Consider the following 24783-nt stretch of genomic DNA (forward strand, 5'->3'; position numbering starts at 1 on the left):
GCCCGTCTGCCGGGCGGCCAGGCAACGAATCGGAAAACCGGCTCGACTTACTGGCCGAAGAAAACCGATTGGGGGCCCGTGGCCTTCGCGTGGCTGCCCGACTGCGAAGCCGAACCGGCAACGCCGCCGTATGCCGTTTGGGCGCCTTGTTCCTGAACGCGCTCGGCGGCCACGGTCTGGACGCTCTGGCCACGCTGCGAAGCCGGCGCGCCGACGTCCGGGCGATAGAACGGTGCCGGGCCGTAGCCGCTGGCGAACGCCGGAGCGGCAACAGAAGCGGTAGCTGCGACGAGCAGCGCTGCGATGAGTTTGGTCTTCATGGTGGACTCCAATATCAGGTTCAATGGCGGATCGGGAAGGCGCCGCGCCTGGGAGGTCAGTGCCCACGAGCTGCGTCAACGAAACTCAGTGTATACACCTACTATCGAAAAATAATCTCGATAATCCGAATTTACTATTCTGCATCTAGCAACAATCGCGTCAGGCAATTCTGACGGGGCTGAGCGACGAACAGACCCTAAAAGCGCCCTCAAAAAAATTTGCGCAACGCAGCAAATTCCATCGGGATTACATAATGCGAGCAGGGTTTTTCGGCTCAAAATGGCTACCTGGCGCGCTTCCTGCGGGGGCTATTTGGCAAATTGGCGCAGTGCGCAAAGGGCACGAAGAGGCGAGTCCGTATGCGTTAAAATGCAAGGTTGATCCACGTCAGCCGCTCATCACCGGTTTTCCATCGCCATGTCCGCCAACCGTCAAGCCAGCCCCCGCCGCGTTTCCGTCGCGCCGATGATGGACTGGACCGATCGTCACTGCCGTTCGCTGCATCGCTTCATCTCCCGGCACACGTGGCTGTATACGGAGATGGTGACGACGGGCGCCCTCCTCCACGGCGACGTGCCGCGCCATCTCGCGTTCACGCCGGCCGAAGCGCCGGTCGCGCTTCAGTTGGGCGGCAGCGAGCCCGACGATCTCGCGCGCGCCGCGAAGCTCGGCGAACAGTGGGGTTACGACGAAATCAACCTGAACTGCGGCTGCCCGTCCGAGCGCGTGCAGCGCGGCGCGTTCGGCGCATGCCTGATGAACGAGCCGCAACTCGTGGCGGATTGCGTAAAGGCGATGCGCGACGTCGTCTCCGTGCCCGTGACGGTCAAGCACCGCATCGGCGTGGATACGGTCGAGGACTATGCGTTCGTGCGCGACTTTGTCGGCACGATCGCCGAAGCGGGCTGCGACGTTTTCATCGTGCACGCACGCAATGCGATCCTGAAGGGCTTGAGCCCGAAGGAAAACCGCGAAATCCCGCCGCTCAAGTACGACTACGCGTACCAACTCAAGCGCGACTTCCCGCAGCTCGAAATCATCATCAACGGCGGCATCAAGACGCTCGACGAAGTCGAGCAGCACTTACAGCATGTCGATGGCGTGATGCTCGGACGCGAGGCTTACCACAACCCCTACGTGCTCGCCGACGTCGATGCGCGCTTCTATGGCGCAACCGATGCCGCGCTCACACGCGAGGAAGTGGAAGCGAAGCTCATCGAATACTGCGCGAGCGAGATTGCGCGCGGCACTTACCTGGGTGCGATCGTGCGCCATGCGCTGGGCCTCTATCGCGGCGTAGCCGGCGCGCGCGGATGGCGCCGCATCCTCTCGGACAGCCGCAAGCTCGCGAAAGCAGATCTCGCGATCTTCGACGAGGCCCGCGAATATCTGCGCGTTCCGGATGAAATTCTTGAATAAAGGGCTAGGCAAGTCAGCTTTGATATGTATATAATCTTGCTTCTTGATTGACGCCGCTTTCAAAGCAGCGCCGGTTGAGAAAACAGCGGTGGCTGTAGCTCAGTTGGTAGAGTCCAGGATTGTGATTCCTGTCGTCGTGGGTTCGAGTCCCATCAGCCACCCCAAAGAATTCAGCAAGATCAAGCAGTGAGCAAAGTCCGGTGATTGCGTAATGTGAAAATCGGAGCGAAATTAAAAGTTTCGGAATCGAGCCCGCAGATAAAACTGCGGGCTTTTTTCGTTTTGCCGTGCGCAAGGCGATGCTCACCACTGCCGCTGGAGGCGCGATGATCGGAGAAGTCACAAAGGAATAGCGCGAGAACATGGCCCGCCGTTTGCACAGCGCGTCCGTACAGCTCGATGTCGCGTGCAACGAGAAAGCTTGGTTGCGTGCGAGGGATTTGCCGGAAGGGTTTTACGACAACGCTGGGCCAATCACGTACTCCGACATGCAGAGGGCAGAAGAGTGGTTCGGGTTGAATTTGATGGCGTCGTGGAAATGGGCGCGCTGTATGCGCGTTCCGAGTCCGGTCGAAATCCCACGGAAAGCGAGTGCTTTGTGATGGTCGGCAGCGGCTTGACCTGCTCAACTCGGACGCGTCGTTTATGACATCCGAGGTAATCAACCCAACGCATTGGCGCGCGTCACGAAACGCGGACAAGCTTAACAACGTAACTGATAGCAAGCCGAGCCAGAAATAATGGCGCGGCCGGGTGCTTCGCGATACCGGGACGATCACGTTCCGCGGGATAGAGACGGCGCAAAATATTACCGACATAAGGCCGCCGCATTCCAGGAATCGGTGGCCTCTTTTCATTGATCACTGTGCAGCCGATGCACCGAAGCACCACTTGCCGAGCTATCGGCGGCGGCTTCGTTGTAAATGGCCGCAATGGCGTGCCTCTCGATCATGGGCTGTTCGCTGTCACGCGCCGCCGCCGTCCGTGAGCCGCTCGAGCCTGTGACCATTCACTCGTGAGCAAATCATAAAAGCACTATTGAACCGCCGCTTGTGTGACCTCGTTTGCCCGATCGAGTGCATCAACGTAGAGCCTGTGTGCCGCTGTTTCCAGAGCGATCAACGCGCGGATCAAATCGTCGTTTGAATGATCAAGGATCAGCGGTGGCAGTTCGCGCGCCACCTTTTCGCGAGCAACAACCCAAGCCTCATGCGCGACTTCCACCGCCTTATCTATTTCCATAGCTTATCCCCGTCGCTCAGTAATGATTGTTTTGACTATTGAGCCAAACTCGCTCGCAGTGCCTCGTTTATGGGCGAGTGCCGCCGCAAGTTGATCACAGGTGATTGGCAGAAACGAACGAAAATATGGAGGCAGCGTTCAGTACATTCATGCGCCCCCACCACGTCGCCGCAGACGTCTCGTTATAGAGGCGCAACTGCGTGAAGTAAGAAAGCGCCATTGCGGCGCCGGCAAGCGCAAGGCCCACGACAAGCAGGTCAACGCGTCGCGTATGGCGTAGCGCCACATTGCGTGTTGAAAACTTGTCGATCGCAACGCCGCCCCCGTCGCCCCTGCTGCGGTAGCGCAGTCCACCGGGCATGAAGGTTTGGAAACCGCCTCCAGGTTGTCCACAGATACGGTGGCGCAGTTCTCCAAAAAAACCGCGCAAAGGATTAGCGACGCAGAGCGCGCTGGAGGCAGCAAATGAGCTGCGTCGAGCCTAGCCCATCAAGATTTCATCGACCATCGCGCGCCCCCAGGCGAACCCGGCGCTTTCCGCATCGTCCCGAGTCCTGTAGCTCGTCTCCAGGTCTTGACTCGAAGCAATGCCGCATTCTGCGCCCCTGCTTACTTTCGCGCGCCAAACCCACATTTCATTGGGGCACTCAAGGGTTTCCGAATGAAGGTCATAACCACGGTAGTCCGTAAAGCGCATGTTCCAACCCATCAGCCGCCTCCTTTCAAATTGAAAGGAAATAGTAGCATGGCCGACGCTGTCACTATGTATGTAACAGCTAACCACACGCCTATCGACGGGAACCGACGCACTCAAGGCAAGTAGCGAATGGAGCAAACGATGAGCGACTACCTGACCACGAGCGAACTAGCCGACCTGATCGGCTGCAAGCTGAACCAGCGCACGAGCATGATCAACTGGCTTTCGGACAACCGCTGGAAGTTCGTCATCGATCGCAACGGCATTCCGAAGGTCGCACGCGTATTCCGCGATTTCCACCCAGCGGCCGTCCCAAACCGGCGCCATCCACCCCAAGCACTGTATAAATATACAGACCCACTAGCGACGGAACCGGCTAAAATACGCCGGAAATTTCGGAATGCCTCGTCGCAAACCCGCGCCAATGCTGGGTCGATAGAGTTCGGTCTCTTCCGAATCTGAATCACAGGGCATTGATTTTGAACCGTAAATGGCTGTTCGGCGACTCGATTGTGATTCCTCTTGTCGTGGGTTCGAGTCCCATCAGCCACCCCAAAGATTTCAGCAGTGAACGAATTAGCCCGCACTGGTTGCGGGCTTTTTTGCGTCTACACTCCTGGAAAACTCGCAGGAAAACTCTCAGGAACCCCCGGGAACGCGTTTGAGCTTCGAGCAATACTACAGGCGGCTGCAACTGCCGGAGACTGCGTCGCCGGCAGAGATCAAGCGCGCCTACCGTCAACTGCGGGCGCAGTACCACCCCGACCGCAACAAAGGGCGCGAGGCGGCGGTCGAGCCGGTGTTCAAGCTCATTCAGGAAGCGTTCGAGATTCTGAGCGGCAGGCGCGTCGCGCCGACGACCAGGACAGCTAGCGCCGCAGGGCCGGTTAGCAAAACCCGCAGTGGAGAAGCGCCGCCCCGACAACGTCGCGCGGCGCCGCCCATGCGCGGCGCGAACTGCCTCGTCGAGCTATTCGTGCCGCTCGAAGTCGCGCTCGATGGCGGCGGCGTTCAGGCCCACTACCCCGTCAAAGGTCCGTGTCCTGCATGCGAGCAAGAAGATCGCGGCGCGCTTTGCGAGCAGTGTCACGGCACGGGCGTGAAGACATGGCGCAAGACCGAAGTCGTCGAGATTCCGCTCGGCGCGTGGAACGGCCAGCGTCTGGTGGTAGAAGGCGGCGGCCACCCCGGCGTGAACGGCGGGCCCCCGGGAGACGCCACTTTCTCGGTCTCCATCGTTTGCGGCCCGGGTTTTACGCGCAACGGGCTCGATCTCACGTGCGAGCTTCCAATCGACTTCGTAACGGCCATGTTGGGCGGCGGCGTTCAGGCGAAGGTCCTCGGCCGCACATTCGAAGTGAAGATTCCGGCGAACGCAAATTCCCGCACGCCGATCCGTGTGCCCGGCCTCGGGCTTGCGGACCGCAACGGCACGCGCGGCAACCTCACGCTGCACCTGGTGCTCACCATGCCGGCCGGCGCCGCACATCTGACCGGTGCGGAGCGCCAGCAACTACGCGACCTGTTCACCACTGCAGAGCGCCGGGCAAGCCAGGCACCTGCTGCGGGTTCGCAAGGCAAACGCTAGCGCGCTTGTGTGCCGCGCGCATCGATCCACGCGCGCGCCGCTTCGAAGCCCGCCTCGGCCGCCGCGTGCTCGGTGGACCACAGGCGCGTGATGTGCACGAGCTGCCAGTCCTCCACGACCGTTTCGCCCTGCAGCACGCGATAGTGCGCTTTCACGCCCGTGAGCACCTGCTCGACTGCGACTTCGATGTCGTAGTCCTTGTAGCGCTCCTGGTAGTCGCCCATGTCGATGCCCTTCGGCTCCATGCTCGCCTCTTTCGTCTTCCGCTGACGGTTCATGCTAGCACTTCCGCCCGCCGCGACTCGCAGGCGGCGCCCACACGCGAGCGACCGTCACAGACGCGCGATCGACACCTCCGTCGACTTCACCAGTGCGACCACCTCCGATCCCACTTTCAATTCGAGCTCGTCGATCGAGCGCGTGGTAATGACCGAGGTCACGATGCCGAACGCCGTGTCGACGTCGACTTCGGAAACGACTGGCCCGCGAATGATCTCCTTGATCTTGCCGCGAAACTGGTTGCGCACGTTGATGGCGGTAATGCTCATAGGTTCGACTCCGTGAACTCGTGTTTAAAAAGAAGGATTCCTGATAATTAATTCAAGCCACTGCGCCCGAAGGTCGCTCGGCTGCTTCCTGCAAGCCTTGGCCAAGCAGACGCTGCAGCACGCTCTCCTCTAGCGCCGCGAAGCGCGCATCGACGCGCGCACGCGGGCGCTCGAGCGGCACGTTCTGATCGAGCGCGATGCGCCCCGCCTCGACGAGCAAAATGCGGTCGCCCAGCGCAACGGCTTCGTGCACATCGTGCGTCACCAGCAGCGCGGTGAAGCGGTGCTCGCGCCAGAGACGCTCGATCAGTGCATGCATCTCGATGCGCGTGAGCGCGTCGAGCGCCCCGAGCGGCTCGTCGAGCAGCAACAGGCTCGGACGGTGTACGAGCGCACGGGCGAGCGCCACGCGCTGGCGCTGGCCGCCCGAAAGCCGCGCGGGCCACTCGTCGGCGCGCGCGAGCAGACCCACCTCGTCGAGCACCGCGCGTGCGTCGTCGCGTGCGCTGCGCCCGAGGCCGAGCATCACGTTCTGCAACACGGTCTTCCACGGCAAGAGGCGCGCGTCCTGAAACATGATGCGCGTATCGAGCGCCGCGCCACCGGCGCCGCGCCGCTCCACTGCGCCTTCATCGGGCGTTTCGAGGCCTGCGATCAGCCGTAGCAACGTGGACTTGCCGCAACCGCTGCGTCCAACGATCGAGACGAAGCTGCCGCGCTCGATCGCGAGGTCAAAGCCGTTCAGCACAGCACGTTCGCCGTAGCGTTTTCCTACGCCGCGAAGTGCAACGGCGGCGTCCAGTTCATGCGTATGCGCGCGCAATGCTGCGCCTTCACGCGCGACTTGCATCCTGCCATTGCGTTCGCGCGCCTGCACGCGTTCGAAGCCGTCCCGCCCCGCGCCGTAGTTCGGCGCCAGTTGGCTTGCGCTCATGCTTCGTTCTCCTGTTGATAAGCGGGATGCCAGCGCAGCGCCACGCGCTCGAGCGACTTTGCAAGCCAGTCGGCGAGCTTGCCGAGCGCCGCGTAAAGCAGGATGCCGACCACCACCACATCGGTTTGCAGGAATTCGCGTGCGTTCATCGTCATGTAACCAATACCCGACTGCGCGGAGATCGTCTCCGCGACGATCAGCGTCACCCACATCAGACCGAGTGCGAAGCGCACGCCAACGAGAATCGACGGCAGCGCCCCCGGCAAAATCACCTCGCGATAGAGCGCGAAGCCCTTGAGCCCATAGCTGCGCGCCATCTCGACAAGATTGGCGTCCACCGAGCGGATGCCATGGAACGTGTTGACGTACACGGGAAAGAACACGCCCAGCGCGACGAGAAAGACCTTCGCTTCCTCGCCAATGCCGAACCAGAGAATCACGAGCGGAATCATGGCAAGCGCCGGAATATTGCGGACCATCTGCACGGTGGAATCGAGCGCGGTTTCAACGGGCTTGAAAAGCCCGGTGGCCAGTCCGAGCACGAGCCCGATGCCGCCGCCGATCGCGAAACCCGAAAGCGCCCGCCAGGTGCTCACGCGCACGTCCGCCCACATTTCGCCCGACTCGATCAGCGACCAGGCCGCTCGCACCACGGCAAGCGGTTCGGGCAGCACGCGCGTCGAGAGCGCGCCGCTCTTTGCGGCGATCTCCCAGATCACGAGCACCGCCAGCGGCACGAGCCAGGGCGCGAGCCGCCGCCGGCTCGCGCGTACAAGTGCCCTTGCGGTTCGCCGCGTGCTGCCTGGGCTGGCGGAGCCGCGCGCAGGCGCGGCCGCTACTATCGATTGCGTCATCGTTGAGTCCTCCACGATTGCTGTCTTGTTCGAGCGTCTCAGCTCTGGCTTACTTTCGGCAGATAGTGATTGCCGACCACCTCGCCGAACGGCCCCGAAAGCGGGCCGCCCGCACCCTTCGCCGCGCGCCCCGGCAGCAGCGGGAACACGAGTTCCGCAAACCGGTAGGATTCCTCAAGGTGCGGATAGCCGGACAGAATGAAGGTTTCGATGCCAAGCGCCGCGTATTCCTTCATGAGCGCGGCTACCTGTTGAGGATTGCCCACGAGCGCCGTGCCCGCGCCGCCGCGCACGAGGCCCACACCAGCCCACAGGTTCGGATACACCTCGAGATCCTCGCGCGTGCCGCGCTTGCCGCCATGCAGCGCGGCCATGCGGCGCTGGCCTTCCGAATCCATTTTTGCGAACGCGGCCTGGGCGCGCGCGACCGTGTCGTCATCGAGGTGGCTGATGAGCTTGTCGGCTGCGGCCCATGCTTCCTCTTCGGTCTCGCGCACGATCACGTGCAGGCGGATGCCGAAGCGGATCGTGCGGCCATGCTCGGCCGCACGTGCGCGAATGTCGGCGATCTTGCGCGCAACGGCTTCAGGCGGCTCGCCCCACGTCAGATAGGTGTCGATGTGCGCGCCCGCCATGGCGTGCGCGGCCGGCGACGAGCCGCCGAACCACAGCGGCGGATGCGCGTGCTGCACCGGCGGATACAGCACCTTCCCGCCTACCGACCGCAAATGCCGCCCCTCGAAGTCGATCGCCTCGTTCGCGTGCGATGCTGAGAGCAGCTTGCGCCAGATGTGCAGGAATTCGTCGGTGATTTCGTAGCGCGTGTCGTGATCGACGAAGAGGCCGTCGCCTTCCAGCTCGGCCGTATCGCCGCCTGTCACGACATTGATGAGCAGGCGGCCATTGGACAGGCGGTCGAAAGTAGCGGCCATGCGCGCCGAAAGCGCCGGCGACGAGAGACCTGGACGGATCGCCACGAGAAACTTCAGGCGGCGCGTTGCGGCGATGAGGCTCGACGCCACGACCCACGCGTCCTCGCACGAACGTCCGGTGGGCAGCAGGACGCCCTCGTAGCCGAGCGTATCGGCGGCGACGGCGATCTGCTGGAAGTACGCGAGATCGGCCGCGCGCGCACCCTGGGTCGTACCCAGATAGCGGCTGTCGCCGTGGGTCGGGATGAACCAGAACACATTCATGCATTGCTCCTGCCGGGCATCTCGAGACATGGGGAGCGAATTGCTGCAAACGCGCGTGGGCACGCCGCGCAAACGAACGCGCCGCTCATGGCTCAATTGAAAGGATTCGAAAACTGACGGAATGCGCCGGCGCGCTTTCAGGCGAACTCCCCGGGGCGCCTCGCGAGAGCGCCCGGCGACGCCGGCGCCGTCTTCATGGGGAACCAGTCTAGGGACGGCTCGCACCCTTTAGAACGATTTTTTTGAGCTTAGGTTTTCCACTTTCGTGCTTTGCCCGACGCTTTAGCATACGGTGCGCCTCGCGCGCACCGCGCGCCGATATAATGGCGCACGCACCCACAAAAACACCGGCACACCGCGCGCAGAACGTTCCACAAGACCCCTTGCGCAGCGAGGCCAAGCAAGCTCTCGCAAGATTCCATGCAAAAACTGATTCTGCCGTTCGTATCCGGCTTCCTGGCGTCGCTCTTCTTTCGCGAGGCGACGCTCGCGCTCCTGCATGCCGCGCAGGTCACCGACGCGGCCGGTTTTTCAACGGACCCGTTCCTGCCGCTCGGGCTGCCCGAGTTCCTCGTGAACGCGATCTGGAGCGCCATCTGGGCCGTGCTGATGGCGTGGCTGCTGCGCGTGTCGCCTTCGCGGCCCGCGCCGTGGGTTCAGGCCTTCGTGTTCGGCGGCATCGTGCTCACCGCGGCGATGGTATTCGTCGTCGATCCGCTGCGCGGCATCTGGCCGAGCGGCAATATGCTGCCGCGGCTCGCCACGGGCTTCGCCTCGAATGCGATGTGGGGCTGGGGCGCGCTCGTTTTCATGCGCGCGTTCATGAGCGAAACACCCGAAGACTGACCGCGCCTGCGGGCCGTGCGCAACGCGCGGCCCTGTTTTCCCGCCGCCTCCCCTCGCCCCTCTCCCGCGCGGGTCGACTCAGCCGTTGAGTTCGCGCAGCGGATGCTCCGTCAAGCTCCAGGGACTTTCGAACATCCGCTCGACATCTTCGCGGCGCAGGTCTTCGATACTCGCGAAGCGCCAGTGCGGATGATTGTCCTTGTCGATGATGCGCGCGCGTATGCCCTCCATCACGTCGCCAATCGCAAAGCTCGAGCGCGTGAGGTCGAGGTCGCGGCGCAGACAATCGGCCATCGTGCCTTCCGCGCGCGACACCACCTCGAGCGACACCGCCATCGAAAGCGGCGAACGCTCTCGCAGCACGCCCACCATCTGCGCGGCCCATTCGGCTTGCGCGCCCTCACCCGCGCGCTGCGCGGCTTCGAGCGAAGCCAGCATGGCCGGCACATCGGCGAGCGAGAAATGCCGGTCGATCCAGCCGCGAACCGAGGCCAGCGACGAACCGTCGGCGAGGCGCTGCAACTCGGGCGCGGGCAGCGCCGCCTGCCGGATGCGCGCGACTACGTCCGCGCCGCTCGCAAACGGCTCGCTCTCGAGCGCGTCGAGCAGCGCAGGCCACGCTGCCTCGTCGAGCGACGTGTCGGCGAGGCCCGCATAAACCGCGCTGGCCTGATCGAGCGTCTCGCCCGTCACCGCGAGATAGCGGCCGATCGCGCCAGGCGTGCGCGCGAGGAACCAGCCCATGCCGACATCGGGAAAGAGGCCAATGCGCGTCTCCGGCATCGCCATGCGCGTGGTCGACCCCACGAGCCGCAGCCCGCCCGTGCGATGCGCGCCCTGGGATATGCCCATGCCGCCGCCCATGACCACGCCGTTGAGCATCGCAATGTACGGTTTCGGAAAGGTGAAGATCGCGTGGTTCAGGCGATATTCGTCGGCGAAGAACGTGTCGAGCGCGGCCTGCTCGCCCGCGCGATACGACTCGTACAGAAAGCGAATGTCACCGCCAGCGCAAAACGCACGCGCGTGACGCGTGCGCACGATCACGGCAAGCACGCCCGGGTCGTCGCGCCAGCGATCGAGCGCCGCGTGCATCGTGCGGACCATGGCGGTGGTGAGCGCATTGAGCGCCTGCGGGCGCTCGAGTTCGATATAGCCGATGCCGTTCGCTACGCGCGTCAAGACATGCGCGTCGGTATCGGCTGCGGCCGGGCTTGCGTTGGCTTCGTGTGACATGGCGATTGGCAAGACGAAACGATGGACGGCGTGCGGATCGGATGAGGCGCGATCGCAGACCTACTGAGGCTATCACGACGCCACGCGAGGCGCTTGCACGGCCGACAACGTGGACGCAGCGGCGCGCGCACCGAACCAGGCATCGAGCGTGGCATCGATCAGCGGACCGGGTGCCGTGTGCTCAAAGCCTGCACGCGCCAGCGTGAGCATCACTACACCGTGCAGCGTTGCCCAAAGCGACTGGGCGAGCATCGCGCTGTCGACGCGCATCCCGCTCGCCGGCATCAGCACGGACAGCGTGGCGGCAAAGAACGGCACGCCACAACCCAGCGCGACGCTAGTGTCAGGTACGCCAGCCGCGTCGGGCTCATCAGGCTCGTCAGGTGTTAGACGTTGCCGGCGGGCGGCGGGCCCAACGTGTTCCGTGCGGGCCTTATGCGCCATGAAGATGAGTTCGTAAGTCTGCGGATGGTCGCAGCCGTACGCCACGTAGGCGTGCGCGAGCGCATGGAGCCGCTCGCGCGCATCGGCGATCAGCGTGAGCGGTTCGAGCTGCGCGAGCAGTTGCGCGTAACCTTCGCGCCCGAGCGCCTCGGCAATCTCGTCGCGGCCGGCGAAATACAGGTATAGGGACGCAGGCGAATAGCCGATCGCGTCGGCGATCTTGCGCATCGAGAGCGCAGCGTGGCCTTCGCGCATGACGATGCGGCGCGCAGCGTCGAGAATGCGCTCGCGCTGGTCGTGCGCGCGCGCTGCGTGCTTCGCGGATAGTTCGCGGTCTTTGCGTTCGACGATGCCCATGGCGACGCCAGACGGGTTGCTGCAACCGAAAATTCCAATGGCGCCCCGGCGGGCGCGCCCTTTACTGCGCGTATGGCCTTACGAGTCCAGGCGTCCCGGCGGAAAGTGACCGCTCTTGAGCAGGACCGGCGTGCCGTTGCTGAGTTCGAGATGAGCGCGCGCCACAGCCTCGATGCGCGGACGGCCGGCGTCGAACGCCTGCATCCACGCGTCGCGGTTCGCTGGCAGCGCGCCGAAATGGTCCTCGAGCGCTTCGACGGAAATCGCGCACGGTACGCGTGTGCCGTCGACGAGTGCCGGAAAGACCACGGTCAGATTGGCGTCGCGATAGAGCGGCGCGTCGGCGGGAAAACGAATGATCATGTCCAGCCCCAGTGGGGAAAATCAGCAGAAAGCACTGCCGCCGGACGACGGCGCGGCGCACGGCGGTAACCGGCCATCTTACGCGCGAGGCGAAATGCCTGGCGCGAATGTGTCCGCCACGGTCGCCGCCGATCCTCTACCGGCTTTCAGTGCGCCTGCATCTTCGAGAACAGATTGAGCACGACCACACCGGCCACGATAAGGCCGAGGCCGAGCACGGCCGGAAGATCGGGCACCTGCCGATAGAGCGCCATCGCCACGAGCGTGATGAGCACGATGCCCACGCCCGACCACACCGCATAGACGATACCCACCGGCAAACTGCGCAACGTGAGCGAGAGACCGTAAAACGCGATGCCATACCCCACCACGACGATCGCCGAGGGCACGAGCCGCGTGAAGCCATCCGAAGCGCGCAACGCGGAAGTGGCGATGACTTCCGCGACGATCGCGATGACGAGCCAGGTCCAGGCTGAGAATGCAGGAAAGCGCATCGTGTCAGACCTTCGCAAGCGCGAGTTGCGCGTAATCGACGTCGAGATGCGCGCAGAGTGCTTCGACCACGAGTTCGTGATCGCCACGCTGCGGCAGGCCCGAGACCGTGACCGAGCCGATCACGCCCGCACCCGCCACCGTGAGCGGGAACGATCCGCCATGCGGCGCAAAATCGGTGATGGGCAAGCCATGCTTGTCGGCGAGCGTCGAGCCGGTTTGCTGCATGCGCAAGCCGATCGCATAGGAGCTGCGGCGAAAGTGTTCGACCACACGCGACTTGCGGCGCACCCAGTCTGCGTTGTCGGGCGTGGCGCCGTCGAGCGCACAGAAGAAGAGCTGCTGGCCGAACGTGCGCACATCGATGGCGACAGTGAGCGCTCGAGCCCGCGCGAGTTCATGCAGATGCGAGCCGAGCTGCCAGGCGCGATCGGCGTCGAAACGGGGAAACACCAGCGCGTGCTCCTGCGCGGCTATCGATTGCAGATCGAGGGAAATGTCCATGGAAGAGGCGTGTGAAGAGGCATTTGAAGCGCAGTGCGCATGAATAGCAACAGCGGCAACGGCGCAGCGTGAACCACACAAGGAACGTGCACTGCGTCGACCGAGCCCCGATTCTATCCTGACGGCCTCAGAAGCCATTGCGCGGGCGTCCTGCAAACATTTTGCAACCGCACGGAAAGGCGGTCGTCATTTGTTGTTGCAACGCGGCGCGAACTGTCATATAATCTTTTCTTCGACGGACGCGGGGTGGAGCAGTCTGGCAGCTCGTCGGGCTCATAACCCGAAGGTCGTAGGTTCAAATCCTACCCCCGCAACCAAACGTCTTAAGCAGCATGGCTTCGCGCCAACCAATGAACCCGCCTCGAGCGGGTTTTTTGTTTTCTGTTTCCTGCGCGCCCTGCGCCGAATCCCTCCCCTATCGCGCTGCCTCCTCGTACGCGAGCGAGTGCCTCGTGCACTTCGTCAATGCTCCCCAGATATCCGAATGCGGCCGCCGCTAGCCCGTCGAGTTCATGGTGCGCATGCCTGTTTTCGGAGCAGTCCCATAGCATTCTCCTGAACAAGCTAAAACAATCTCAATCAAGCGAATTCTTCACCCATCGTGCCGCGCGACCCGTCTACGGGACGCGCCAGATTGAGAACAAGGAGAACAAATGCAGACTTCGAAACTGCGAGCAGTGCCGTTGCATTGTGTACTGGTCATCGTGTTGCTGACCGTTGCGGCCTGCGGCGGCGAAAATAGCACTGGCTCAGCATTAACCACATCGAAGTCCGAAGAGATACCGCTAGAAGCCAAAGCGGAAGTCGCCGCAGCAGCCAGTGCTGCCGCCACTGAAAATCCTCCGTCAACCATCGCCATGAAGGTACACGCGAGCGCGATCGAGGACGAAACTGATCGCTTTATCGTCAAATACAAGAATGGGAGTACGGAGCGCAAGGACGCGAACGCTGTCCAAACGAAACTGAACCGCCTGGCATCCGCGTTTCCCGCAAAGACGCGTCACACGAGGCGCATGGGTATTGGTGCCGACGTGGTGACGAGTGAGCGCAAGCTCAACGCTGCAGAGGCAAAGGCATTCATGCGCGCCATTGCTTCGGACCCCAACGTCGAATACGTTGAGCCAGACGTCGAAATGTATGCGGTTTCCGCGCCAAACGATCCGCTCTATTCCACGCAATGGCACCTGCAATCCAAACCGGCCGGAATTGGAGCGGAAGGCGCCTGGGCGATCGCCAGCGGCGCGGGGCAAGTTATCGCGGTGGTCGATACCGGAGTCACCCGTCATAGCGACTACAACGCTAATCTGTTGCTGCCTGGCGCTCAAATCGCGAATACCGGCACCCCTGATGGAATGAATTCAGGCGCGCCCGGCTCGTCGTGCGTGATATGGCACGGTACACACGTTGCCGGAATCGCCGCAGCCCAAACGAACAATGGCGTTGGCGTGGCCGGTGTTGCGCCAGACGCCAGGATTCTCTCTGTCAAAGTCTTGACGCCGTGCGGCAACGGCGCGATGTCCGATGTTGCCGACGGCATTGTGTGGGCTGCGGGCGGCGTGCTGGCAAACAAGCCGGTCAACAGCAATCCCGCTACCGTAATCAACCTGAGTATCGCATCGAATAATCCGTGCTTCGATACGATGCAAAGCGCAATCGACTACGCAACAAGCAAAGGTGTCGTGGTTGTCGCTGCGGCGGGGAATAACCGTAAGGATGTCGCATCCTATCAGCCTGCAAATTGCCACAACATTATTAGCGTTGGCGGCACCGATGGTGGGGGCAACAGCTATGTAAGCTCAAACTTCGGGCCGGGCATCGACATCTCCGCGCCCGCCATGGAAATTATGTCCACCTACGACGCAGGAACGGATACACCCACCGGCGACGACTATCGGTTTGTCTCGGGAACATCCATGGCCGCCCCAATGGTCAGCGGCGTCATTGCGCTCGCACAATCCGTTGCGCCCACGCCTTTGACCGTAGCGGAATATCGAACGCTTCTGCAGCAGAACGTAAAGCCATTTCCAACCGCTCCTGATCGCGCTCTCGGACCTGGCATACTCGATGCGACGAAAACGGTCGCAGCGGCTAAATCAGGCGTCATCCCGGTTGCGGCGGAATTTACGTGCCTACAAGATGATCCGCAATACATGTCGGTCCGTTGCAAGGACCTGTCTACTGCGAGGGGTGGACTCACAATCCGTGCGCGGAAATGGAATACAGGTTCCACGAGTTCGTCGACTGATTTTCAGGACCCACAACACTTCGGATATAAATATAGCGGCACTTATCCCGTAACACTGACCGTCACGGATAACAATGGCAATACGAGCGCCGTGACACGTTCCGTTAGGGTATTTCCGCCACCCGTTGTCAATCTTCCCCTGGATACTCCGGTGCCGTTCTCCGGCAGCTATGGAGACTACATCTGGTATCAAATGACGGTCGCCCCGGGAACGAAGAGCCTCACGCTTTCATTGAATATTCCGAATGCTCGCGAAGCGGCATCTATCTACGTCAACGATTCGCCGTCGTATATACAGCCTGCTTGTGCGAAATCGTTCGAAGGTCCACTGCTCTTTTCCTGCACCGTAAATAATCCAACGCCGGGAGTGTGGTATGCCAGATACTTTGTGAGTTCATCGAAACTCACGGGAGCGACGGCAATGGCGACCGTTAACTAATCATCGATGGTTTAGGTGGTATCCCCTGGTCAGATCCTGGAGTGCCTTAAGAATGAATACTCCGACACGACGAATTGCACTCCAGGCAGGGACTCACGGGCTTGCCCTCCATGAAATCGGCCACGCCCACTATCGCCGTGGCGACATTGAATCCGCCGAAGTTGCGTTTCGCCAGGTCATGGAGGTCGAGCCGGACTGCCTGCGGGCAAAGCTCGATCTGGGCTGCATCCTCCAAAAACGACGCTCGTACGCCGAAGCAGAGATCCTGTTGCGGCAGGTGCTCGCCGAAGACCCTGACGCCGAATATGCCCACAATGCGCTAGGACTTGCGCTCTGGGACACAGGACGATCAGGAGAAGCCGAAGTGTACTTTCGGGAGGCGGTCCGACTCAAACCCGATTTTTATCAGGCACACAATAATCTCGGACTACTCTTAACGGTCGCCAACAATCTGGAAGAGGCGGAACGTGCGTTTCGGCGTGCGCTATCGATCAACGCAACTTCGCACCAGATCTTCAGCAACCTTGGAAGCGTCCTATGTCAATCGGGCAAGGTTGAGGCGGCGATTCATGCGCATCGTCAAGCGCTAACGCTGAAGCCCGATTTTGCTGAGGCAAAGATCAATCTCGCACATGCGCTTCTGGCAATTGGTGAGTATGACGAAGGTTTGGCCTGCTATGAGTCGCGGTACGAGGCAACGTCGAGGAAACACTACACCACAGCGCCGCCGGATACGTGGGCAATGTGGAACGGTGAATCTCTCATTGGAAAATCGCTTCTGATCTGGCCTGAGCAGGGATACGGCGACATTCTTCAGTTCTGCCGCTATGCACCGATGCTGAAATCACTTGGGGCGCACACAGTTTCGATTCTCTGTCCGCCTGCGCTTGCCCGCCTGTTCGGACGTCTGGATGGCGTCGATTTCGTTTATGTGGCCAACGGCGAAGGCACGATCCCGCAGCATGACTATTGGTGTTTCGTCATGAGCCTTCCGCATCGATTCGGTACAACGGTGGAAACAATTCCGGCTGCATTGCCGTATCTTCGCCCACCCGCTGGCCTGGTTTCGGCGTGGCGAAAGCGGTTGCCGGAAAGACACTTTCAAGTCGGCGTGGTCTGGGCTGGCGATCCGCGACCGGATCAACCCGCATCGAACGCAATGGATCGGCGTCGCTCCATGACAGCGGAATCGCTGCTGCCGATCTTGCGAGTCCCAGGCGTCAATTTTGTCAGCCTCCAGAAGGGCGAGAGCGCGCAACGACAAATCGCCGATATTCCTCCCGAGTTACGGCCTTTCGATCCCATGAACGAAGTTGAGGATTTCGCCGATACTGCCGCGATTATTGAACTGCTGGATCTCGTAGTCACGGTAGATACGTCGATAGCCCATCTCGCCGGGGCGCTTAACAAGCCCGTATGGATACTGTCTCGTTACGACGCTTGCTGGCGTTGGCTTCGCGATCGTGAGGATTCACCCTGGTATCCGAGTGCACGACTGTTTCGGCAGCTTGCGCCGGGAGACTGGGACGAAGTGGTGTCCAGGGTAGCACGGGCGCTCGGGAACGAATCGGGAACGGTTGAACCCCAATAAATCGAAGTGCACGGGCTACAAGAACCAGGCTCGCAACCACAAAGTCGCACGTTCAGATCCTGCCACTGCAACCCGCGGAATGCGAAAGGGTCACAGGTCATCGGCCTGTCACCCATTTTGTGTTTGCGGTTTTCTCCGCGGCCTTCACCGCGTTCTTGCCGTCTTCGTCGGTCGCTCCCGGCCGGCACGTAGCGGCACGTGAGCGATAGCACTGAGCGGTGATAAACTCGCATCACCCTTCCCCTTATCGTGCCCATGAAATTCTGCTCGACTTGCGGTCAGGCGGTCAGCCTGCTCATTCCGCCCGGCGACAATCGCGAACGCTACGTCTGCTCGCACTGCGGCACCATCCACTATCAGAATCCGCGCAACGTGGTCGGCACGGTTCCGGTCTGGGAAGACAAAGTGCTGCTGTGCCGCCGCGCAATCGAGCCGCGCTACGGCTACTGGACGCTGCCCGCCGGCTTCATGGAAATGGGCGAGACGACCGCCGAAGCCGCGGCGCGCGAAACGCTGGAAGAAGCCGGCGCGCGCGTCGAGGTGCAGAACCTCTTTTCGCTCCTGAACGTGCCGCGTGTGCACCAGGTGCATCTGTTCTATCTCGCGCGCCTGCTCGACATCGATATCGCTGCCGGTGAGGAAAGCCTCGAAGTTCGGCTTTTCGAAGAGCACGAGATTCCCTGGGACGACATTGCGTTCCCAACGGTCGGGCAAACGCTGCGCTGTTTCTTCGCCGATCGCCAGTCGGGCAGCTTCGGGCTGCACACCGGCGACGTCCTGCGCTCGCTGCGCGACGGCTGACTGTTCCACTGACTGCGCCCGCGACGATGGTCCCCTGGCTCTCGCCCGACGAACCGTTTCCCGCCGTCGAGCGCGCACTCGGCGCGTCGAGCGGCGCGCCGGGGCTGCTCGCCGCCAGCGCGGACCTGCTCCCCTCACGTCTTATCGACGCCTATCGGCGCGGCATCTTCCCGTGGTACTCCGACGGCCAGCCGGTGCTCTGGTGGAGCCCCGACCCGCGCATGATCCTGCGCCCCGACGAGTTCAAGGTCTCGCCCTCGTTCAGAAAAACGCTCAAGCGCGTGCTGCGCGATGACGCATGGGAAATTCGCGTCGACAACAATTTCGCCGCCGTGATGCGCGCGTGCGCGAATGCGCCACGGCGCGGCCAGCGCGGCACCTGGATCACCGCCGACGTGATCGACGCCTACTCCACCCTGCACCGCGTGGGCGACGCTCACAGCATCGAGGCCTGGTTCGGCGGTGAACGCGTGGGCGGACTCTACGGCGTGGCGCTCGGCACGATGTTCTTCGGCGAATCGATGTTCGCCTCTGTCACCGACGCCTCGAAAATCGCGCTCGCGGCGCTCATCGCGCATTTGCGCCGCCACGGCGTCGAGTTGATCGACTGCCAGCAGAACACCGCGCATCTCGCCTCGCTCGGCGGGCGCGAAATCTCGCGCAAGGCGTTCATCGCCCACGTGCGTACGCATGTGAACACCGCGCCCATTCCCTGGAAATTCGACAAAGCCGTGCTCGCCGATCTGCTCGGCGGCTCAGGCGCGCCAGACGAGTTCCTGCCCGCCGCGTGAAGTGCCGGTGAGCGGCAAATGCGTGGCAAATAAGTGGCACATGAGCGGCGGATGCGCGACGACTGAACCCCGCGTGCGCGCTTGCGACAGCCCGCGCAATTCGATGGATACATGTTCGGCGTCAATGTTAGACTCGATGAAGAACCCGTCGCCGCCCTTTTCCCTGGCACGCCAAGTGCGGCGCGCCATGTGGTCAGGCAAGGCTTACGCGCGAAGCTGGGTGCGCCACGCGCGCGCCACGCGACGATCCGAACTGCTACGAGAGCTGCCAACGTGACGCATCCGAACGAGCTGCCGCTTTCACCGCTTTCCGCGCTGCAATTCTATGCAACGGCGCCCTACCCCTGCAGTTACCTGGAGGGGCGCATCGCGCGCTCGCAGGTGGCAACGCCCAGTCATCTCATCAATTCCGACGTCTATACCGATCTCGTGAAGGCCGGCTTCCGGCGCTCGGGCGTGTTCACCTATCGCCCTTATTGCGACGGCTGCCGCGCGTGCGTGCCCGTGCGCGTGCCGGTCGAGCGCTTCACGCCGAGCCGCACGCAGCGCCGCGCGTGGAAGCGCCACGGCGATCTCATCGCCACGGTCGCGCCGCTGCACTACGACGAGGCGCACTACGCGCTCTATATGCGGTATCAGTCCGCACGCCATGCAGGCGGCGGCATGGACCGCGACAGCCGCGACCAGTACGAGCAATTCCTGCTGCAAAGCCGGATCAATTCGCGGCTGGTCGAATTCCGCGAGCCGGACCCCGCGCATCCGGACGAGCCCGGCGCGTTGCGCATGGTGAGCATGATCGACATCCTCGGCGACGGGCTCTCCTCGGTCTATACGTTTTTCGACCCGGACGCGCTCCACACGAGTTACGGCACCTACAACATCCTCTGGCAGATCGAGCAGGCGCGCAGCCTTCAGCTGCCTTATGTCTATCTCGGCTACTGGATCCGCGAGAGCCCGAAAATGGCCTACAAGGCGCGCTTCCAGCCGCTCGAGGGCCTCTTCGACGGCGCATGGGCCGCACTCACGCCCGAAGCCTGAACCGCCGGCGCATCACCCCGGGCTCGCGTTGCCGCTAAAATAGCGGGTTCCCATTTTCTGGCGCCCGCGCCTTCTTCCCGTGTTCAGCACCCTTTATCCGTTCGTCCGCGACCAGCTCTTTCGCATGGACGCCGAAGACGCCCATCACCTTTCGCTGCGCATGATCGGCGCCGCCGGCCGCACCGGCATGGCGGGCCTGCTCGCCCCGCGAGTGCCCGATTCGCCGCGCACCGTCATGGGGCTCACCTTCCGCAACCCCGTGGGGCTCGCCGCGGGCCTCGACAAGGAAGGCGCCGCGATCGACGGTTTCGCCGCGCTCGGCTTCGGCTTCATCGAGGTGGGCACCGTCACGCCGCGTCCGCAGCCGGGCAACCCGCGCCCGCGCATTTTCCGGCTGCCGCAGGCGGGCGGCATCATCAACCGCATGGGGTTCAACAATCACGGCGTCGAGCAGTTCGTGAAGAACGTGCAGGCTGCGCGATATCGCGGCATTCTCGGCCTGAACATCGGCAAGAACGCCGACACGCCGATCGAGCGCGCCGCCGACGACTATCTCTTCTGCCTCGAGCGTGTCTACCCGTTCGCGAGCTACGTGACGATCAACATCTCGTCGCCGAACACGAAGAATCTGCGCCAGCTGCAGGGCGGCGGCGAACTCGACGCCCTGCTCGCCGCGCTCAAGGACAAGCAGCAGCGTCTGGCCGACATGCACGGCAAGCTCGTGCCGCTCGCGCTCAAGATCGCGCCCGATCTCGACGACGAGCAGGTCAAGGAGATCGCGGACACGCTGCTGCGCCACAAGATCGAAGGCGTGATCGCGACCAACACCACGCTCTCGCGCGCGGCGGTGGAAGGCATGCCAAATGCGAACGAAACAGGCGGACTCTCGGGACGCCCGGTGTTCGACGCCTCGAACAACGTGATCCGCAAGCTGCGTGCCGAGCTGGGCGGCGACGTGCCGATCATCGGCGTGGGCGGCATCTTTTCGGGCGACGACGCGCGCGAAAAGATCGCGGCAGGCGCGTCGCTCGTGCAGATCTATACGGGCTTCATCTACCGCGGCCCGGCGCTCGTTGCCGAATGCGCGCGGGCGCTGGCCTCGGGCCGCGCGTAAAGCTATAGTGGCAGGCTAGTCATGGCGCATCGGAGGCGCTGTGCACTAGCACCAGAATCGCAGCAGCAGAACAAGAGGAAAACATGAAAGCCGGTTTGCTGAAAAAACTCCTTGCACTTGCAATCGTTGGCGCATCGTTCGTCGCAGCCAGCGCCCACGCCGACGACCTGCTCGACCAGGCCAAGGCGCGCGGCACGCTGCGCATCGGTCTCGAAGGCACGTTCCCCCCGTTCAACTCGAAGGCGCCCAACGGCGAGCTGGTCGGCTATGACGTCGACATCGCCAAGGCTGTGGCCGCGAAAATGGGCTTGAAGCCCGAATTCGTCACGACAGAATGGAGCGGCATCATCGCGGGCCTGCAGGCCGGCAAGTTCGACGTGATCGTGAATCAGGTCGGCGTGACCGACCAGCGCAAGGCCGCGCTCGACTTCTCGCCGGCGTACACGTACTCGGCCGCGCAACTCATCCAGCGCAAGGACGACACGCGCCAGTTCAAGACGCTCGAAGACCTGAAGGGCAAGAAGCTCGGCGTCGGCCTCGGCACCAACTACATGGATATGGCCAAGTCGGTGCCGGGCATCGATGTGAAGACCTATCCGGGCGCGCCCGAATATCTGCGCGACCTCGCAGCGAACCGTCTGGACGCGGCGCTCAACGACCGCCTGATGCTCGCCTACCTGCTGAAGAACTCGCAGCTGCCGCTGCGCACGGGCGCGATCGTCGGCAACGGCAATCCGTCGGCGATCCCGTTCAAGAAGGGCAATCCGAAGTTCGCCAAGGCGATCGACGACGCAATGACGCAACTCGAAGCCGATGGCACCTTCACGAAGATCTCGGACAAGTGGTTCGGCATCGACGTGACCAAGCCGATCGCACAATGATCCTGAGCGACGCACAGTCAGGCTGAGGCGAAGGGCGGCATCCTGCGATGCCGCCCTTCGCACATAGGCGGTCATTGCAAAACGCGCCACTTCACCTCGTTACCTACGCCCATGCCCATCTATACGCTCATCATCCAGTCGCTGCCGGTGCTCGCACAGGGCGCGGTGCTGACGGTCAAGTTCGCCGTGCTTTCGATGATCTTCGGGCTCATCGGCGGCGCCGTGCTCGCGCTCATGGGCATCAGCTCGAACCGCGCGCTCATCTTCATCGCACGCGTGTACGTGAGCTTGATGCGCGGCACGCCGCTGCTCGTGCAGATCTTCGTCATTTATTACGGGTTGCCGAGCGTTGGCATTTCGCTCGACCCGACGCCCGCGGGCGTGATCGCACTTTCAGCGAACGTAGCGGCGTATCTCTCGGAGAGCATGCGTGGCGCGATTCTCGGCATTCATAGCGGCCAGTGGCTCGCGGCTTATAGCCTTGGTCTGTCGCGCACCCAGACGCTGCGCTACGTAATCGCGCCGCAGGCGTTGCGCATCGCCGTACCGAGTCTCTCGAACAGCCTCATCAGTCTCATCAAGGACACGTCGCTCGTGTCGGTCATCACCGTGACGGAGCTGCTGCGCAGCGCGCAGGAAATCATCGCCTCGACGTATCAGCCGCTGCCGCTCTATCTCGCTGCCGCCGCCGTGTACTGGGTGCTCTGCCAGGTGCTGGAATGGATCCAGCACTGGTACGAAAAGCGCCTCGCGCTGCCATCGCGTCATTGATACCAACACTGATGCCCAACGCTCTCGCACACGGCCCGCACATGCGGGCCGTGTCGTTTTCACTCGCAGGGAAAGCGCAGTCCTAGCGCCGCGCGTGCGGCGTCGGCCATGGCGAGCATGCGGCGCGAAGTGTCGTGCGTCATCACCGGGCTTTCGAGCGCGCCCGTGCGCAGCAGTTCGCAGAAGTGCGCGGTCTCGTAGTTGAGGCCGCCGCCCTCGAAAGGTTCGTCGAGTTCGACGACGCGGCCATCCACATAGCGCACCGTCGCGCGCACCGGGTTCCACCAGTTCGCGTGTATCGTCACATTGCCGAGCGGCCCCGCCAGCAGTGCGTCGCCATAGCCGTGCAGATCGAGCCCGCAGAATAGCTGCGCAATGCCGTGCTCATGCTGGCAGTTCAGACTCGCGAACGTGTCCACGCCGGTCGAGCCGAGGCGCCCGACGGTTTGCACCTCACGTGGCGCGCCGAGCCAGTCGACGGCCAGAAACATCTCGTACACGCCGATGTCGAGCAGCGCACCGCCCGCTTGCTCGAACGACAACGACGGATGGTCTGCGGGCACGCTCGCCACGGAACAGCCCGCGCGCACGAGCCCGACCGGACCGATGGGATCGGCGTCTAGTTGCGCGCGCAACTTTTGATAGAGGGGATAGAACGGCGGCTTCATCGCCTCCATGAAGAGGCGCTGCGTGCGCCGTGCCGCGTCGAGCACGCGCTCGAGCTGCGCGCCGTTCACAGTGGCGGGCTTTTCGCACAGCACGGGCAGACCCGCTTCGAGCGCGGCAATGGCGTACTGGGCGTGACTGTCCTGCATCGTGGCGATATACACGGCGTCGATACCGCTCGCAAAGAGTGCATCCACGCTCTCGCACGCCTTCGCGCCGCAGGTCGCGGCAAGCGCCTGTGCAGTCGTCGCGCGCCGCGACCAGACCGCTTCGACGCGTGCATGCGGCACGTGCGCGACGCCCTGTGCGAAGCGGTGCGCAATGCGGCCCGCGCCGACGATGCCCCAACGTATCGTTTGTGTTTCGCTCATATGCTGCGTGCTCCGGCTGTGAGGTCGAGGGCCGCCGCGTGCTGTATGCAACATACGTCACGCGCGGCGCGCCCAAAGACACGCACGATACCGGCAGGCGCAGCGCGCCGCAATGCGCTCGCATCAATCCGCGCGCATCAAGCGGACTGATGGAAGCGAAGCGGCGCTGCGAACGGCCTTAGCGCTGCTCCAACGCCTCGGGCGCGAGCGCGCGGGTGAGTTCGTCGGCGGTGTATTCGATCATCGCGAGCGCAGCCGCTTCGGCTTCTTTCGGCGCACGCCGCTCGATCGCTTCGACGATGCGCCCATGCGCCGCCACGACGTTGCTCCAGCCGCCGTCACGCGTGCTGAGAATCGGATTCACGAGCGAGAGTGCGCCGCGAATGATCGCCGCCATCTGCTGGTAAAACTGATTCCCGCTCGCCGCGAGGATGCGCGTGTGCAAAAGCGCATCGGCGGTCTGGAAGTTCGGATCGTCGGTGCTCGTCTGGTGCAGCGCGTCGAACGCCTCACGAATGCCGGCTATATCCGCCGCGCTGGCGCGAGTAGCCGCAAGCGCGCACGCCGCCGGTTCGATCAGGCCGCGAAATTCGATCACGTCGCGCAAGAACGTCTTGTCCGGTTTCGAACGAAAACGCCAGTTCACGACGTCCTCGTCGATCATGCGCCAGTCGCGCATAGGCCGGATGCGCGTGCCTATTTTCGGCCGCACGTCGAGCATGTGACGCGCGAGCAGCATGGAGAGCGCCTCGCGCATCACCGTGCGGCTCACGTCGAACTCCTTTGACAGGATGTCCTGCGGAGGCAGGACCGCGCCGTAGCGCTCCTCGACGATGCCTGAAATCAGCCCGTCCATCACCTTGCTGACGAGCGAGCGTTCCTTGTTCCCCAGTTCCATGACCCTACCCCCCCGATGTGGGCGTTATCACCCATGTTTGCCGGATACAGCGTGGGCCCTCGTGCGTCGTCGAACTTATGTGCTACGTTGCCATGCGCTTCGCATATTTCGCCAGCCAGGATATCTCCTGACATGA

27 protein-coding genes and 2 tRNA genes are annotated in these 24783 nt (G+C 62.8%); 14 read left to right on the forward strand and 15 right to left on the reverse strand.

Annotation, left to right across the window (positions count from 1 at the left end; translation table 11 throughout):
• Positions 1-47: 47 nt before the first annotated feature.
• Positions 48-320: a hypothetical protein gene (locus VSR72_RS07020; protein ID WP_028204875.1), complete on the reverse strand. Its 273-nt coding sequence runs from the start codon at positions 318-320 to the stop codon at positions 48-50.
• Between the two features lie 418 nt (positions 321-738).
• Here VSR72_RS07020 and dusA point away from each other — a divergent pair, with 418 nt between their 5' ends.
• Both dusA and VSR72_RS07030 read left to right on the forward strand, forming a co-directional pair.
• Complete coding sequence (dusA, locus tag VSR72_RS07025; protein WP_342951694.1) at positions 739-1740, forward strand: tRNA dihydrouridine(20/20a) synthase DusA; 1002 nt, start codon at positions 739-741, stop codon at positions 1738-1740.
• 88 nt (positions 1741-1828) lie between these two features.
• Positions 1829-1904, forward strand: a tRNA-His gene (locus VSR72_RS07030).
• 871 nt (positions 1905-2775) lie between these two features.
• Here VSR72_RS07030 and VSR72_RS07035 read toward each other — a convergent pair.
• Together VSR72_RS07035 and VSR72_RS07040 are read right to left on the reverse strand one after the other, a co-directional pair.
• On the reverse strand, positions 2776-2982 hold the full coding sequence (locus VSR72_RS07035) for a hypothetical protein (RefSeq protein ID WP_342951695.1): 207 nt from the start codon (positions 2980-2982) through the stop codon (positions 2776-2778).
• Between the two features lie 94 nt (positions 2983-3076).
• Entirely contained in the window at positions 3077-3412 is a 336-nt protein-coding gene (locus tag VSR72_RS07040; RefSeq protein WP_342951696.1) for a hypothetical protein, read from the reverse strand.
• A 408-nt stretch (positions 3413-3820) separates the two neighbouring features.
• Here VSR72_RS07040 and VSR72_RS07045 point away from each other — a divergent pair, with 408 nt between their 5' ends.
• Together VSR72_RS07045 and VSR72_RS07050 are read left to right on the forward strand one after the other, a co-directional pair.
• Complete coding sequence (locus VSR72_RS07045) at positions 3821-4141, forward strand: DUF4224 domain-containing protein (RefSeq protein ID WP_342951697.1); 321 nt, start codon at positions 3821-3823, stop codon at positions 4139-4141.
• A 199-nt stretch (positions 4142-4340) separates the two neighbouring features.
• Positions 4341-5267 (forward strand): DnaJ C-terminal domain-containing protein, encoded by a 927-nt coding sequence (locus VSR72_RS07050; RefSeq protein ID WP_342951698.1) that lies wholly within the window; start codon positions 4341-4343, stop codon positions 5265-5267.
• Here VSR72_RS07050 and VSR72_RS07055 read toward each other — a convergent pair.
• The 5 genes from VSR72_RS07055 to ssuD form a co-directional block, all read right to left on the reverse strand.
• Positions 5264-5512 carry a hypothetical protein gene (locus VSR72_RS07055; protein ID WP_342952028.1) on the reverse strand — a complete coding sequence of 83 codons (249 nt, stop codon included), beginning with the start codon at positions 5510-5512 and terminating at the stop codon, positions 5264-5266. The two genes, VSR72_RS07050 and VSR72_RS07055, sit on opposite strands and share 4 nt — an antisense overlap.
• A gap of 87 nt (positions 5513-5599) precedes the next feature.
• A complete protein-coding gene (locus tag VSR72_RS07060; protein ID WP_028204871.1) occupies positions 5600-5815 on the reverse strand; it encodes a molybdopterin-binding protein in 216 nt (71 codons plus the stop codon).
• 52 nt (positions 5816-5867) lie between these two features.
• A complete protein-coding gene (locus tag VSR72_RS07065; protein WP_342951699.1) occupies positions 5868-6749 on the reverse strand; it encodes an ATP-binding cassette domain-containing protein in 882 nt (293 codons plus the stop codon).
• A complete protein-coding gene (gene ssuC, locus VSR72_RS07070) occupies positions 6746-7603 on the reverse strand; it encodes an aliphatic sulfonate ABC transporter permease SsuC (protein WP_342951700.1) in 858 nt (285 codons plus the stop codon). The genes VSR72_RS07065 and ssuC overlap by 4 nt, the downstream gene beginning before the upstream one ends.
• Positions 7604-7641: 38 nt before the next feature.
• The gene (ssuD, locus tag VSR72_RS07075) at positions 7642-8799 is read right to left on the reverse strand and encodes an FMNH2-dependent alkanesulfonate monooxygenase (RefSeq protein ID WP_342951701.1); all 1158 of its coding nucleotides are present in this window, start codon (positions 8797-8799) and stop codon (positions 7642-7644) included.
• Positions 8800-9219: 420 nt separating this feature from the next.
• Here ssuD and VSR72_RS07080 point away from each other — a divergent pair, with 420 nt between their 5' ends.
• A complete protein-coding gene (locus VSR72_RS07080; protein ID WP_342951702.1) occupies positions 9220-9645 on the forward strand; it encodes a hypothetical protein in 426 nt (141 codons plus the stop codon).
• Positions 9646-9723: 78 nt separating this feature from the next.
• On the opposite strand, the gene VSR72_RS07085 is transcribed toward VSR72_RS07080, so the two are convergent.
• The 5 genes from VSR72_RS07085 to VSR72_RS07105 form a co-directional block, all read right to left on the reverse strand.
• Complete coding sequence (locus tag VSR72_RS07085) at positions 9724-10881, reverse strand: enoyl-CoA hydratase/isomerase family protein (RefSeq protein ID WP_342951703.1); 1158 nt, start codon at positions 10879-10881, stop codon at positions 9724-9726.
• Between the two features lie 72 nt (positions 10882-10953).
• Positions 10954-11682 (reverse strand): TetR/AcrR family transcriptional regulator, encoded by a 729-nt coding sequence (locus VSR72_RS07090; protein ID WP_342951704.1) that lies wholly within the window; start codon positions 11680-11682, stop codon positions 10954-10956.
• A gap of 78 nt (positions 11683-11760) precedes the next feature.
• The gene (locus tag VSR72_RS07095) at positions 11761-12045 is read right to left on the reverse strand and encodes a DUF1488 domain-containing protein (RefSeq protein WP_042268605.1); all 285 of its coding nucleotides are present in this window, start codon (positions 12043-12045) and stop codon (positions 11761-11763) included.
• A 146-nt stretch (positions 12046-12191) separates the two neighbouring features.
• Positions 12192-12539 (reverse strand): multidrug efflux SMR transporter, encoded by a 348-nt coding sequence (locus tag VSR72_RS07100; RefSeq protein ID WP_342951705.1) that lies wholly within the window; start codon positions 12537-12539, stop codon positions 12192-12194.
• A gap of 4 nt (positions 12540-12543) precedes the next feature.
• Positions 12544-13041 (reverse strand): heme-degrading domain-containing protein, encoded by a 498-nt coding sequence (locus VSR72_RS07105; RefSeq protein WP_342951706.1) that lies wholly within the window; start codon positions 13039-13041, stop codon positions 12544-12546.
• Between the two features lie 240 nt (positions 13042-13281).
• Here VSR72_RS07105 and VSR72_RS07110 point away from each other — a divergent pair.
• The 9 genes from VSR72_RS07110 to VSR72_RS07150 all read left to right on the forward strand — a co-directional run bounded on the left by VSR72_RS07110 (position 13282) and on the right by VSR72_RS07150 (position 22712).
• Positions 13282-13358, forward strand: a tRNA-Met gene (locus tag VSR72_RS07110).
• A gap of 336 nt (positions 13359-13694) precedes the next feature.
• Positions 13695-15725 carry a S8 family serine peptidase gene (locus VSR72_RS07115; protein WP_342951707.1) on the forward strand — a complete coding sequence of 677 codons (2031 nt, stop codon included), beginning with the start codon at positions 13695-13697 and terminating at the stop codon, positions 15723-15725.
• 52 nt (positions 15726-15777) lie between these two features.
• A complete protein-coding gene (locus tag VSR72_RS07120) occupies positions 15778-17316 on the forward strand; it encodes a tetratricopeptide repeat-containing glycosyltransferase family protein (RefSeq protein WP_342951708.1) in 1539 nt (512 codons plus the stop codon).
• Positions 17317-17571: 255 nt separating this feature from the next.
• The gene (locus tag VSR72_RS07125) at positions 17572-18117 is read left to right on the forward strand and encodes an NUDIX hydrolase (RefSeq protein WP_110384546.1); all 546 of its coding nucleotides are present in this window, start codon (positions 17572-17574) and stop codon (positions 18115-18117) included.
• Positions 18118-18143: 26 nt separating this feature from the next.
• A complete protein-coding gene (gene aat / locus VSR72_RS07130) occupies positions 18144-18908 on the forward strand; it encodes a leucyl/phenylalanyl-tRNA--protein transferase (RefSeq protein WP_342951709.1) in 765 nt (254 codons plus the stop codon).
• A gap of 273 nt (positions 18909-19181) precedes the next feature.
• Positions 19182-19946 carry an arginyltransferase gene (locus VSR72_RS07135; protein ID WP_342951710.1) on the forward strand — a complete coding sequence of 255 codons (765 nt, stop codon included), beginning with the start codon at positions 19182-19184 and terminating at the stop codon, positions 19944-19946.
• A gap of 79 nt (positions 19947-20025) precedes the next feature.
• Entirely contained in the window at positions 20026-21060 is a 1035-nt protein-coding gene (locus VSR72_RS07140; RefSeq protein ID WP_342951711.1) for a quinone-dependent dihydroorotate dehydrogenase, read from the forward strand.
• Between the two features lie 83 nt (positions 21061-21143).
• The gene (locus VSR72_RS07145; RefSeq protein WP_342951712.1) at positions 21144-21941 is read left to right on the forward strand and encodes a transporter substrate-binding domain-containing protein; all 798 of its coding nucleotides are present in this window, start codon (positions 21144-21146) and stop codon (positions 21939-21941) included.
• A 111-nt stretch (positions 21942-22052) separates the two neighbouring features.
• The gene (locus tag VSR72_RS07150; RefSeq protein ID WP_342951713.1) at positions 22053-22712 is read left to right on the forward strand and encodes an amino acid ABC transporter permease; all 660 of its coding nucleotides are present in this window, start codon (positions 22053-22055) and stop codon (positions 22710-22712) included.
• A 59-nt stretch (positions 22713-22771) separates the two neighbouring features.
• Here the strand turns inward: VSR72_RS07150 and VSR72_RS07155 are convergent, their stop codons facing one another.
• Positions 22772-23749 carry a Gfo/Idh/MocA family oxidoreductase gene (locus tag VSR72_RS07155; protein ID WP_342951714.1) on the reverse strand — a complete coding sequence of 326 codons (978 nt, stop codon included), beginning with the start codon at positions 23747-23749 and terminating at the stop codon, positions 22772-22774.
• Between the two features lie 178 nt (positions 23750-23927).
• A complete protein-coding gene (locus VSR72_RS07160; RefSeq protein WP_342951715.1) occupies positions 23928-24647 on the reverse strand; it encodes an FCD domain-containing protein in 720 nt (239 codons plus the stop codon).
• Positions 24648-24783 lie beyond the last annotated feature (136 nt).

Source organism: Paraburkholderia sp. JHI869, assembly GCF_038900775.1.
In the GTDB taxonomy this organism is placed as follows: Bacteria; Pseudomonadota; Gammaproteobacteria; order Burkholderiales; family Burkholderiaceae; genus Paraburkholderia.

What these genes read in the sequence shown, in the direction of transcription:
- ssuC (WP_342951700.1), bottom strand. Translation starts at nt 7,603, where the DNA reads ATGACGCAATCGATAGTAGCGGCCGCGCCTGCGCGCGGCTCCGCCAGC.
- VSR72_RS07035 (WP_342951695.1), bottom strand. Translation starts at nt 2,982, where the DNA reads ATGGAAATAGATAAGGCGGTGGAAGTCGCGCATGAGGCTTGGGTTGTT.
- VSR72_RS07155 (WP_342951714.1), bottom strand. Translation starts at nt 23,749, where the DNA reads ATGAGCGAAACACAAACGATACGTTGGGGCATCGTCGGCGCGGGCCGC.
- VSR72_RS07160 (WP_342951715.1), bottom strand. Translation starts at nt 24,647, where the DNA reads ATGGAACTGGGGAACAAGGAACGCTCGCTCGTCAGCAAGGTGATGGAC.
- VSR72_RS07120 (WP_342951708.1), top strand. Translation starts at nt 15,778, where the DNA reads ATGAATACTCCGACACGACGAATTGCACTCCAGGCAGGGACTCACGGG.
- VSR72_RS07105 (WP_342951706.1), bottom strand. Translation starts at nt 13,041, where the DNA reads ATGGACATTTCCCTCGATCTGCAATCGATAGCCGCGCAGGAGCACGCG.
- VSR72_RS07125 (WP_110384546.1), top strand. Translation starts at nt 17,572, where the DNA reads ATGAAATTCTGCTCGACTTGCGGTCAGGCGGTCAGCCTGCTCATTCCG.
- dusA (WP_342951694.1), top strand. Translation starts at nt 739, where the DNA reads ATGTCCGCCAACCGTCAAGCCAGCCCCCGCCGCGTTTCCGTCGCGCCG.
- VSR72_RS07055 (WP_342952028.1), bottom strand. Translation starts at nt 5,512, where the DNA reads ATGGAGCCGAAGGGCATCGACATGGGCGACTACCAGGAGCGCTACAAG.
- VSR72_RS07080 (WP_342951702.1), top strand. Translation starts at nt 9,220, where the DNA reads ATGCAAAAACTGATTCTGCCGTTCGTATCCGGCTTCCTGGCGTCGCTC.
- VSR72_RS07090 (WP_342951704.1), bottom strand. Translation starts at nt 11,682, where the DNA reads ATGGGCATCGTCGAACGCAAAGACCGCGAACTATCCGCGAAGCACGCA.
- VSR72_RS07095 (WP_042268605.1), bottom strand. Translation starts at nt 12,045, where the DNA reads ATGATCATTCGTTTTCCCGCCGACGCGCCGCTCTATCGCGACGCCAAT.
- VSR72_RS07045 (WP_342951697.1), top strand. Translation starts at nt 3,821, where the DNA reads ATGAGCGACTACCTGACCACGAGCGAACTAGCCGACCTGATCGGCTGC.
- VSR72_RS07100 (WP_342951705.1), bottom strand. Translation starts at nt 12,539, where the DNA reads ATGCGCTTTCCTGCATTCTCAGCCTGGACCTGGCTCGTCATCGCGATC.
- aat (WP_342951709.1), top strand. Translation starts at nt 18,144, where the DNA reads ATGGTCCCCTGGCTCTCGCCCGACGAACCGTTTCCCGCCGTCGAGCGC.
- VSR72_RS07115 (WP_342951707.1), top strand. Translation starts at nt 13,695, where the DNA reads ATGCAGACTTCGAAACTGCGAGCAGTGCCGTTGCATTGTGTACTGGTC.
- VSR72_RS07060 (WP_028204871.1), bottom strand. Translation starts at nt 5,815, where the DNA reads ATGAGCATTACCGCCATCAACGTGCGCAACCAGTTTCGCGGCAAGATC.
- VSR72_RS07145 (WP_342951712.1), top strand. Translation starts at nt 21,144, where the DNA reads ATGAAAGCCGGTTTGCTGAAAAAACTCCTTGCACTTGCAATCGTTGGC.
- VSR72_RS07150 (WP_342951713.1), top strand. Translation starts at nt 22,053, where the DNA reads ATGCCCATCTATACGCTCATCATCCAGTCGCTGCCGGTGCTCGCACAG.
- ssuD (WP_342951701.1), bottom strand. Translation starts at nt 8,799, where the DNA reads ATGAATGTGTTCTGGTTCATCCCGACCCACGGCGACAGCCGCTATCTG.
- VSR72_RS07020 (WP_028204875.1), bottom strand. Translation starts at nt 320, where the DNA reads ATGAAGACCAAACTCATCGCAGCGCTGCTCGTCGCAGCTACCGCTTCT.
- VSR72_RS07065 (WP_342951699.1), bottom strand. Translation starts at nt 6,749, where the DNA reads ATGAGCGCAAGCCAACTGGCGCCGAACTACGGCGCGGGGCGGGACGGC.
- VSR72_RS07085 (WP_342951703.1), bottom strand. Translation starts at nt 10,881, where the DNA reads ATGTCACACGAAGCCAACGCAAGCCCGGCCGCAGCCGATACCGACGCG.